11 protein-coding genes are annotated in these 9,231 nt (G+C 31.9%); 9 read left to right on the forward strand and 2 right to left on the reverse strand.

The features are described from left to right. Nucleotides 1-36 precede the first annotated feature (36 nt). The 4 genes from IDG60_RS21045 (at nt 37) to dinB (ending at nt 4,443) form a co-directional block, all read left to right on the forward strand. Nucleotides 37-984 carry a diacylglycerol kinase gene (locus IDG60_RS21045; RefSeq protein WP_001231451.1) on the forward strand — a complete coding sequence of 316 codons (948 nt, stop codon included), beginning with the start codon at nt 37-39 and terminating at the stop codon, nt 982-984. Between the two features lie 80 nt (nt 985-1,064). Further along, the gene (gene rlmD, locus IDG60_RS21050) at nt 1,065-2,426 is read left to right on the forward strand and encodes a 23S rRNA (uracil(1939)-C(5))-methyltransferase RlmD (RefSeq protein WP_001147865.1); all 1,362 of its coding nucleotides are present in this window, start codon (nt 1,065-1,067) and stop codon (nt 2,424-2,426) included. Between the two features lie 169 nt (nt 2,427-2,595). Then, nucleotides 2,596-3,126, forward strand: a complete 531-nt coding sequence (locus IDG60_RS21055) for a DUF3267 domain-containing protein (protein ID WP_103182719.1) — start codon at nt 2,596-2,598, stop codon at nt 3,124-3,126. Between the two features lie 246 nt (nt 3,127-3,372). After that, on the forward strand, nt 3,373-4,443 hold the full coding sequence (dinB, locus tag IDG60_RS21060; protein WP_000140176.1) for a DNA polymerase IV: 1,071 nt from the start codon (nt 3,373-3,375) through the stop codon (nt 4,441-4,443). A gap of 67 nt (nt 4,444-4,510) precedes the next feature. On the opposite strand, the gene IDG60_RS21065 is transcribed toward dinB, so the two are convergent. Then, nucleotides 4,511-5,065 (reverse strand): 3'-5' exonuclease, encoded by a 555-nt coding sequence (locus tag IDG60_RS21065; RefSeq protein ID WP_000613738.1) that lies wholly within the window; start codon nt 5,063-5,065, stop codon nt 4,511-4,513. Nucleotides 5,066-5,280: 215 nt separating this feature from the next. Between IDG60_RS21065 and IDG60_RS21070 the strand changes: the two genes are divergently transcribed. Continuing rightward, nucleotides 5,281-5,373: a hypothetical protein gene (locus IDG60_RS21070; protein WP_001790679.1), complete on the forward strand. Its 93-nt coding sequence runs from the start codon at nt 5,281-5,283 to the stop codon at nt 5,371-5,373. A gap of 81 nt (nt 5,374-5,454) precedes the next feature. Here IDG60_RS21070 and ftnA read toward each other — a convergent pair whose 3' ends face one another. Then, nucleotides 5,455-5,955 carry an H-type ferritin FtnA gene (gene ftnA / locus IDG60_RS21075; protein ID WP_000949467.1) on the reverse strand — a complete coding sequence of 167 codons (501 nt, stop codon included), beginning with the start codon at nt 5,953-5,955 and terminating at the stop codon, nt 5,455-5,457. A gap of 291 nt (nt 5,956-6,246) precedes the next feature. Between ftnA and murT the strand changes: the two genes are divergently transcribed. The 4 genes from murT to IDG60_RS21095 all read left to right on the forward strand — a co-directional run bounded on the left by murT (nt 6,247) and on the right by IDG60_RS21095 (nt 8,931). Next, nucleotides 6,247-7,560, forward strand: coding sequence for a lipid II isoglutaminyl synthase subunit MurT (gene murT / locus IDG60_RS21080; protein WP_001250343.1), 1,314 nt, complete (start codon nt 6,247-6,249; stop codon nt 7,558-7,560). Between the two features lies 1 nt (nt 7,561). Then, on the forward strand, nt 7,562-8,293 hold the full coding sequence (gene gatD / locus IDG60_RS21085; RefSeq protein ID WP_000544969.1) for a lipid II isoglutaminyl synthase subunit GatD: 732 nt from the start codon (nt 7,562-7,564) through the stop codon (nt 8,291-8,293). Between the two features lie 85 nt (nt 8,294-8,378). After that, complete coding sequence (locus IDG60_RS21090; protein ID WP_001790257.1) at nt 8,379-8,489, forward strand: hypothetical protein; 111 nt, start codon at nt 8,379-8,381, stop codon at nt 8,487-8,489. Between the two features lie 28 nt (nt 8,490-8,517). Continuing rightward, nucleotides 8,518-8,931 carry a hypothetical protein gene (locus tag IDG60_RS21095; RefSeq protein ID WP_001557448.1) on the forward strand — a complete coding sequence of 138 codons (414 nt, stop codon included), beginning with the start codon at nt 8,518-8,520 and terminating at the stop codon, nt 8,929-8,931. Nucleotides 8,932-9,231 lie beyond the last annotated feature (300 nt).

The following is a 9,231-nucleotide window of genomic DNA, read 5'->3' on the forward strand; positions in this document are numbered from 1 at the left end:
GTTAAAATATATGAATTTTAAGTAGAGGGATAAGATATGAGGAAACGTGCTAGAATCATTTATAACCCGACATCAGGTAAAGAGCTATTTAAAAGAGAATTACCTGATGCCTTAATAAAATTAGAAAAAGCGGGATATGAAACGAGTGCATATGCAACCGAGAAAATAGGTGATGCCACACTTGAAGCAGAAAGAGCTATGCATGAAAATTATGATGTATTAATCGCTGCAGGTGGTGATGGAACATTAAATGAAGTAGTTAATGGTATCGCAGAAAAGCCTAATCGTCCTAAGCTAGGTGTCATTCCTATGGGTACTGTTAATGACTTTGGACGTGCATTGCATATACCTAATGACATCATGGGGGCACTTGATGTCATCATTGAAGGTCATTCTACTAAAGTAGATATTGGTAAAATGAATAATCGATACTTTATTAATTTAGCTGCAGGCGGACAATTGACGCAAGTCTCTTATGAAACACCGAGTAAATTGAAATCTATTGTTGGTCCATTTGCTTATTACATCAAAGGTTTCGAAATGTTACCTCAAATGAAAGCTGTAGATTTAAGAATTGAATATGATGGTAATGTTTTCCAAGGAGAAGCATTATTATTCTTTTTAGGTTTAACAAATTCAATGGCAGGATTTGAAAAATTAGTGCCGGACGCTAAGTTAGATGACGGCTATTTTACGTTAATTATAGTTGAAAAATCAAACCTTGCAGAACTTGGTCATATTATGACTTTAGCTTCAAGAGGAGAACATACTAAGCATCCTAAAGTTATTTATGAAAAAGCAAAGGCAATTAATATTTCATCATTCACAGACTTACAACTAAATGTAGATGGAGAATATGGTGGTAAATTACCAGCGAATTTCTTAAATCTAGAACGTCATATAGATGTCTTTGCACCTAATGATATTGTAAATGAAGAGTTAATAAATAATGATCATGTTGATGACAATTTAATCGAAGAATAAACAGAAATAGTGAAATATATAATGGCAGGTTAGGAAGCGCATAATTTTGTTCCTAACCTGTTCATTTTGGAGGTAAAATTTTGCAAGCAATAGCTAAAAATGACATAAAAACGGGAACAGTTGTTGATTTAACGCATGAAGGCCATGGTGTCGTAAAAATAGATCGCTTTCCTATTTTCATACCACAAGCTTTAATTAATGAACAAATTGAATATAAAATTATCAAAGTAAAAAAGAACTTTGCGATAGGTAAGTTGCTTAATATAAATACGAGAAGTGAGAATCGTGTTGCACCGCCATGTATATATTATGAACGTTGTGGTGGGTGCCAACTTCAACACTTATCATACGAAGCACAACTTGAAATGAAAAAGGAACAAGTGATTAATTTGTTTCAGCGAAAAGCGCATTTTGATAATTCTAAGATTAACGATACAGTTGGCATGACAGATCCTTGGAGATATCGAAACAAGTCCCAGATTCCAGTTGGTAAGAATGAACAGAATGAAGTTATTATGGGCTTTTATCGTCAAAGAAGCCATGACATTATTGACATGGAAAGTTGTTTAATACAAGATTCACAACATCAAGAAGTGATGAATGAAGTTAAATCTATTTTAAAAGATTTAAATGTAAGTATTTATCAAGAACAATTGAAAAAAGGTTTAATGAGACATTTGGTTGTAAGAACAGGATATCATACAGACGAAATGATGATTATTTTTGTAACTAATGGTAAAAAGTGGCCACAAAAAAATGCTGTTGTTGAGAAGATATTAGATGCATTTCCTAATGTGACAAGCATTAAACAAAACATTAATGATAGCCACTCTAATGTTATTATGGGACGTCAATCTATAACGCTATATGGTAAAGATACAATTATTGATCAATTAACAGATAGTACATTTAAAATAAGTGATCAGTCATTCTACCAAATTAATTCTGAACAAACAGAGAAATTATATAATAAAGCAATTGAGTATGCGCAATTGACAGGTAATGAAGTTGTATTAGATACCTATTGTGGTATTGGAACAATAGGGCTATATATGGCACCACATGCAAAACATGTATACGGTGTTGAAGTAGTACCTTCTTCAATTGAAGACGCACAACAAAATGCGACTATAAACCAATGCAATAATACAACTTTTGTCTGTGGGAAAGCTGAAGAAGTTATTTTACAATGGAAAGCACAAGGGATTAAACCAGATGTTGTAATGGTTGATCCGCCAAGAAAGGGCTGTGACGAAACGTTTATTCAGACTTTGCTTACATTAGAACCTAAGCGTATTGTCTATATTTCATGTAATCCCGCAACACAGCAACGTGATGCATTATTATTAGCTGAAAAATATCAACTTGAAGAGGTAACACCGGTAGATATGTTTCCACAAACAACACATGTTGAGACAGTGGCATTATTCAATTTGAAATAGCGCACATGATTTGAGATAAAATTTCGCCTTAATAAGTGAAGAAAGAAGTCGTATATTAAAATTTTATTACAGCCAATTTACTTTCTTGATATGAACTTTTTAAATTAAATGTGACATTGTATACTATATTTAAAGAAGAATAAGAATGTCATGATCGGGAGGGTTGGTAATGCATAAAATTGATTTAACGACAAATAATTTTCAAATGCGAAGGTTTATTATCTTGCAACTTGTTATTGCGTTATTCGTGATTTTATTTACGTATAAGTGGGCGTTAGGTGTCACAGCGGTTGTCGATCAAAATATCATCATCAATCTTGTATATGGGTTTGCTGGATTCATTATTTTATTGATTTTACATGAACTTATCCATAGAGCATTATTTCTTTTATTTAAAAAAGATAGCAAACCTATGTTTAATATAAAAAAAGACAGAATCTTATTCCAAACAGCAGATGCTTGCTTCAACAAATGGCAATTCTCAATTGTTATGCTGTCACCACTAATCTTATTAAGTACTGGCTTGCTTATTTTAATTAAGGTATTTGGTTATTCATCACTTATTTTTATGTTTAGTATGCATACCGCTTATTGCTTTATAGATATTCTGCTTGTTGCATTAACAATATCTAGTAGTTTTAAATATGTTCAACAAGATGAAGATAGTATTTATTTGTATCATCAAAAGCCGACTCAATAATAAATTTTAATATGATAATACCAACAAAATGAATTTGCTTGAATTATTTCAGATTACCTATGTTTTCTTACTCAATCGTCTTCATCATCATGCTTAAATAGCAATTGATTTTATAACAACTTGTAGTTATCTCAATATAGTTATCGCTAAGTGCAAGATTTATGTAAAAAAATCGTACACAGCGTATAATTATGTTGAGATATTTTTGTGCGTTATAAAAGTAAAAATTAGTAGGGAGGTGAGCACTTGACTGAGAGACGAATTATTCATATAGATATGGACTATTTTTTTGCACAAGTCGAAATGAGAGATAACCCCAAATTGAAAGGGAAACCAGTCATTGTTGGTGGTAAAGCAAGCAGTAGGGGTGTTGTCTCTACGGCATCCTATGAAGCACGAAAATACGGCGTCCATTCAGCAATGCCTATGTCACAAGCGCATAAATTATGTCCAAATGGATACTTTGTCACAAGTAATTTTGGTGCTTACCGAGAAACATCTGCGCAGATTATGTCTATTTTCCGAAGTTATACAGATAAGGTAGAACCGATGTCATTGGATGAAGCGTATTTAGATATTACAGAATTAGTGAGACCAGACCTTCCTGCTTCGAAAATTGCTCAGTATATTAGAAAAGATATTCTAGAGCAGACACATTTAACAGCATCTGCAGGTGTTTCTTATAACAAATTTTTAGCTAAATTAGCGAGTGGTATGAATAAACCTGATGGTATGACTGTGATTGATTATCAAAATGTCCATGATATTTTGATGACATTGGATATTGGAGATTTTCCAGGCGTAGGTAAAGCTTCCAAAAAAGTAATGCATGATAATGGTATTTTTAACGGTAGAGATTTATATGAGAAAACGGAATTTGAATTAATACGTTTGTTTGGAAAAAGAGGTCGGGGTTTATATAACAAGGCACGCGGTATTGACCATAGTGAAGTGAAATCATCAAGAGTAAGAAAATCAGTAGGGACTGAACGCACATTTGCAACAGACGTGAATGATGATGAAGAGATTTTAAGAAAAGTATGGGAATTGTCAGGTAAAACAGCTGAACGTCTAAATAAATTACAGAAGTCAGCTAAAACTGTAACGGTTAAAATTAAAACTTATCAATTTGAAACGCTATCTAAACAGATGAGTTTAAGAGATTCGGTTAGTTCTGAAGAAGATATTTATAATATTGCATATTTACTTTATAACGATTTAAAAGACCCAGATGTACCAATTCGACTTATTGGTGTCACTGTAGGTAATTTAGAACAATCAACTTATAAAAATATGACGATATATGACTTTATATAAAATAAAGCTCCCTGCAAAGTTTACATTTTTACAATGCTTACTTTTGAAGGGAGTATTTTATTTAGTCCTAGCCTTTATCTTTTAGATTTTTACCATAAATATTAGTTACATATGTTAAATTTTCATAATTTTTCAGTAGCCTAAAAGTAATCATTGCGCATGCTTTGGCATCATTCAATGCATCATGATGACCATGAAAATCTAATTGATAAAACTCCATCATATGTTTTAAACCGTATCGATACGAATCAACGGTTCTTTTAGCAAGTTGATAACTACAAAAGTAAGTTAAATTTGGAGTTGGTAAACCAATATTTTGAATGCTTTGATGTAAGACGTTCATATCAAATGCCGCGTTATGTGCGACAACAGGTAAATCTGCAATAAATTGCATCATATATGGAAATACGTAGTCAAACGTAGGTGCATTTTCAACATCTTCTGGTTGTATGCCATGAACTTTAATATTTTGTTGTGAAAAATAGTCTTGCGGATTCACAAGAGTATGAAATGTTTCTGTTATTTGACTATCAATGACTTTAACCATTCCGACAGAACAAATACTTGTACGTTTACCATTTGCTGTTTCAAAATCAAGTGCAACAAACGCATCTTGTATCATGTAGTCAATCCTTTCAATTAATTAAATGTATATATTAATAGACTTTTAGTCATTTGCTTACAAACGATACATAATATTATACGTGAAGGTATAACGTGAAATCTATCATTTGGATGTAACTCTGATTAAAAAGTAAATGATGATATGCTTTAAAATCGGTCAAATTAATTCAACATCAAATTTAGAGTTATTAACATTAGTAGTTTAAAAAATAAATGACTAAAAATACAATAATTAGCCTTGAAAATGAAAAAACGCAGATCAATGATTCAGAAAATGAATCTAGTGATCTCCGTAAAGCAAAATAATATAGACATTGGGTTATTGTAAGTGACCCAAATGCCTATCATGTCGTATGATATTTATCTGTCTATTGTAGTGATGTTTAATTATTCTTCGTCGAATGTACGAGCGCCAAGTTCTTTTTCGTAAAGATATAATGCATTGCTGTCATCGCCGATACGAGTTAAATAATTGATGTGAGTTTCAAACATTGATTCTTCTTCGACTTGTTCATCTAAGAACCAGTTTAAGAATGAGATAGTTGCATAATCTTTATCTTGACGAGCGATTTCAGATAAGTTATAGAAACGTCTTGTTACTTCTTGTTCTTGAGATAAGCTGTCTTTGAAAGTTTCTAGTATGCTTGAAAAGTCAATTTTTGGTGCTGAAACTGCTCTGAATTCTGCATGTGCACCTCTGTCGTTAATATAGTTATAAATCTTTTGTCCATGGAAACGTTCTTCTTTAGCTTGTTGAATGAAGAAGTTTGCAAATCCTTCGTACGATTCTTTATCACAGTATGCTGCCATTGCCATATATGCGTGTGCTGCAAAGTACTCATGGTTCATTTGATCATTTAATGCTTCTAATAAATTTTTACTTAACATTTTGATACACCTCTTATTTGTAAATTAAAATTACTATGAATTAAACTTAGTATAACAAACTCATTCTCAATTGTAAATAATAATAATTATAATTTAACACCTTATTTTAGCACTCTAATTGAGAAAATGTATCATTTAGCGATATTTAATTGAGAATAAATATCATTTTTAATTATCTAAATGAGAATGATTATAATTTAGAAACACTGTATCAATTTGTGATTGAGAAACTTTTTTGAAGTTGCCTTGTCATGTTATAATGATGCGAGTGGAAATTTGAGGAGGAAACACATGAGACAGTGGACGGCAATCCATCTAGCGAAATTGGCGCGTAAAGCAAGTAGAGCAGTAGGTAAAAGAGGAACAGATTTACCTGGACAAATCGCTAGAAAAGTGGATACAGATGTATTAAGAAAATTAGCAGAGCAAGTTGATGATATTGTATTTATCAGTGGAACAAATGGTAAAACAACGACTTCAAACTTAATTGGACATACTTTAAAAGCAAATAATATTCAAATTATACACAATAATGAAGGTGCTAATATGGCTGCAGGTATAACTTCTGCATTCATCATGCAATCAACACCTAAGACTAAAATTGCGGTAATCGAAATTGATGAAGGTTCGATTCCACGTGTGTTAAAAGAAGTTACACCTTCAATGATGGTATTTACTAATTTCTTTAGAGATCAAATGGATCGCTTCGGTGAAATTGATATTATGGTTAATAACATTGCAGAGACAATTAGTAATAAAGGCATCAAATTATTGCTAAATGCTGATGATCCATTTGTGAGTCGTTTGAAAATCGCAAGTGATACGATTGTGTACTATGGTATGAAAGCACATGCCCATGAATTTGAACAAAGTACGATGAATGAAAGTAGATATTGTCCAAACTGTGGTCGCTTATTGCAATACGATTATATTCATTATAATCAAATTGGTCATTATCACTGTCAGTGTGGTTTCAAACGAGAGCAAGCAAAATATGAAATATCAAGTTTTGATGTGGCACCGTTTTTATATTTAAATATCAATGATGAAAAATATGATATGAAAATTGCAGGTGACTTTAACGCTTATAACGCGTTAGCAGCATATACTGTTTTAAGAGAGCTAGGGTTAAATGAACAAACAATTAAAAATGGCTTTGAAACGTATACATCAGACAATGGTCGTATGCAGTACTTTAAAAAAGAACGAAAAGAAGCGATGATCAATTTAGCTAAAAATCCTGCAGGAATGAATGCAAGTTTATCAGTTGGTGAACAATTAGAAGGCGAAAAAGTGTATGTTATTTCGCTAAATGATAACGCTGCAGATGGTCGAGATACTTCATGGATTTATGATGCAGATTTTGAAAAATTATCTAAGCAACAAATTGAAGCTATCATCGTGACAGGTACACGAGCAGAAGAACTTCAATTGCGATTGAAGTTAGCAGAGGTTGAAGTACCAATTATAGTTGAGCGTGATATTTATAAAGCAACGGCAAAGACTATGGATTATAAAGGTTTCACAGTTGCAATACCAAACTATACATCATTAGCGCCTATGCTTGAACAATTAAACCGTTCGTTTGAAGGAGGTCAATCATAATATGCATGAATTGACTATTTATCATTTTATGTCAGATAAATTGAATTTATACAGTGATATAGGAAATATTATTGCTTTAAGACAACGTGCTAAAAAACGAAATATTAAAGTTAATGTCGTAGAAATCAATGAAACAGAAGGTATTACCTTTGATGAATGTGATATTTTCTTTATCGGTGGTGGAAGTGATAGAGAACAAGCATTAGCAACAAAAGAATTAAGTAAAATTAAGACACCACTTAAAGAAGCGATTGAAGATGGTATGCCGGGATTAACAATTTGTGGAGGCTATCAATTTTTAGGAAAAAAATATATCACGCCTGATGGTACAGAATTAGAAGGGTTAGGTATTTTAGATTTTTATACTGAATCAAAGACAAACCGATTAACAGGAGATATTGTTATCGAAAGTGATACTTTTGGAACTATTGTAGGTTTTGAAAATCACGGTGGTAGAACATATCATGATTTCGGTACACTTGGTCATGTCACTTTTGGTTATGGTAATAATGATGAAGATAAAAAAGAAGGCATTCATTATAAAAATTTATTAGGTACTTATTTACACGGACCAATTTTACCTAAAAATTACGAAATCACTGATTATCTGTTAGAAAAAGCTTGTGAACGTAAGGGTATTCCGTTTGAGCCTAAAGAAATAGATAATGAAGCGGAAATACAAGCGAAACAAGTATTAATAGACAGAGCAAATAGACAGAAGAAATCTCGTTAACTCTGAACATCGCATCAATGGATTTAATATTGATAAACGATGAAGTTTAGTAATAAATCATATATGTATAAACACACACATTATTTTGGATGGAAACAACCAAATTGATGTGTGTTTTTTTGTTCTAGTGAATAATTATTATACAATGAGTATCTATCCTAGAATTATCAATAGTAATGGTGATTATGCAACATGAAAAAATGAATGATGAAAGGAATTTGACGATGAAGCCCACTAAAGTGATTTTAAGAGATGCATCTTATTTACATAGCAAAACATCGATAACATTTATTTTAAAAGATGTAGTTATCGAAGAAGATAATAAAATTTATTATTTCGACACTAGTGCAACTTTCGAAGATCAAGAAGTTAAATTTGAATTTGCACTTTTTGATAGTGACATGGACAATTTGAAACATATGGATTACGACAATCCTGTTACTGAAATATATTTTATAGAACCTGATTTACATTTTACAATTATTGATTTTAATCAAGAACTGCTTTGTATTTATATTGATTTTGATTCTGGTTTAAGGCATTCAAACATGGCAACAGAATCTGGTATTTCATTAAGGATAAATATTGCTAAATCAGATTTTACTAAATTTATTAATGAATTAGCCTCTTTATATTAATGATTTAAATCTGATACATAATTACAATCAAAAAAGACAGCCACATCCCTCCGTAGTTTAGGCGTGTGGCTATATTTGAGTCTGAATATTTATGCTTGTAATTTTAAAAAGGGACATGCTATATACGATAAAAAGAGGCGGGGACATAAATCAATGTTCTATGCTCTACGAAGTTATATTGGCAGTAGTTGACTGAACGAAAATGCGCTTGTAACAAGCTTTTTTCAATTCTAGTCAGGGGCCCCAACAAAGAGAAATTGGATTCCCAATTTCTACAGACAATGCAAGTTGGGGTGTGGG

Source organism: Staphylococcus sp. EG-SA-2, assembly GCF_017152085.1.

Coding starts and splice junctions, on each gene's coding strand:
- IDG60_RS21065 (WP_000613738.1), bottom strand. CDS start 5,065: ATGATACAAGATGCGTTTGTTGCACTTGATTTTGAAACAGCAAATGGT.
- IDG60_RS21045 (WP_001231451.1), top strand. CDS start 37: ATGAGGAAACGTGCTAGAATCATTTATAACCCGACATCAGGTAAAGAG.
- IDG60_RS21055 (WP_103182719.1), top strand. CDS start 2,596: ATGCATAAAATTGATTTAACGACAAATAATTTTCAAATGCGAAGGTTT.
- ftnA (WP_000949467.1), bottom strand. CDS start 5,955: ATGTTAAGTAAAAATTTATTAGAAGCATTAAATGATCAAATGAACCAT.
- IDG60_RS21070 (WP_001790679.1), top strand. CDS start 5,281: ATGACTAAAAATACAATAATTAGCCTTGAAAATGAAAAAACGCAGATC.
- murT (WP_001250343.1), top strand. CDS start 6,247: ATGAGACAGTGGACGGCAATCCATCTAGCGAAATTGGCGCGTAAAGCA.
- gatD (WP_000544969.1), top strand. CDS start 7,562: ATGCATGAATTGACTATTTATCATTTTATGTCAGATAAATTGAATTTA.
- IDG60_RS21095 (WP_001557448.1), top strand. CDS start 8,518: ATGAAGCCCACTAAAGTGATTTTAAGAGATGCATCTTATTTACATAGC.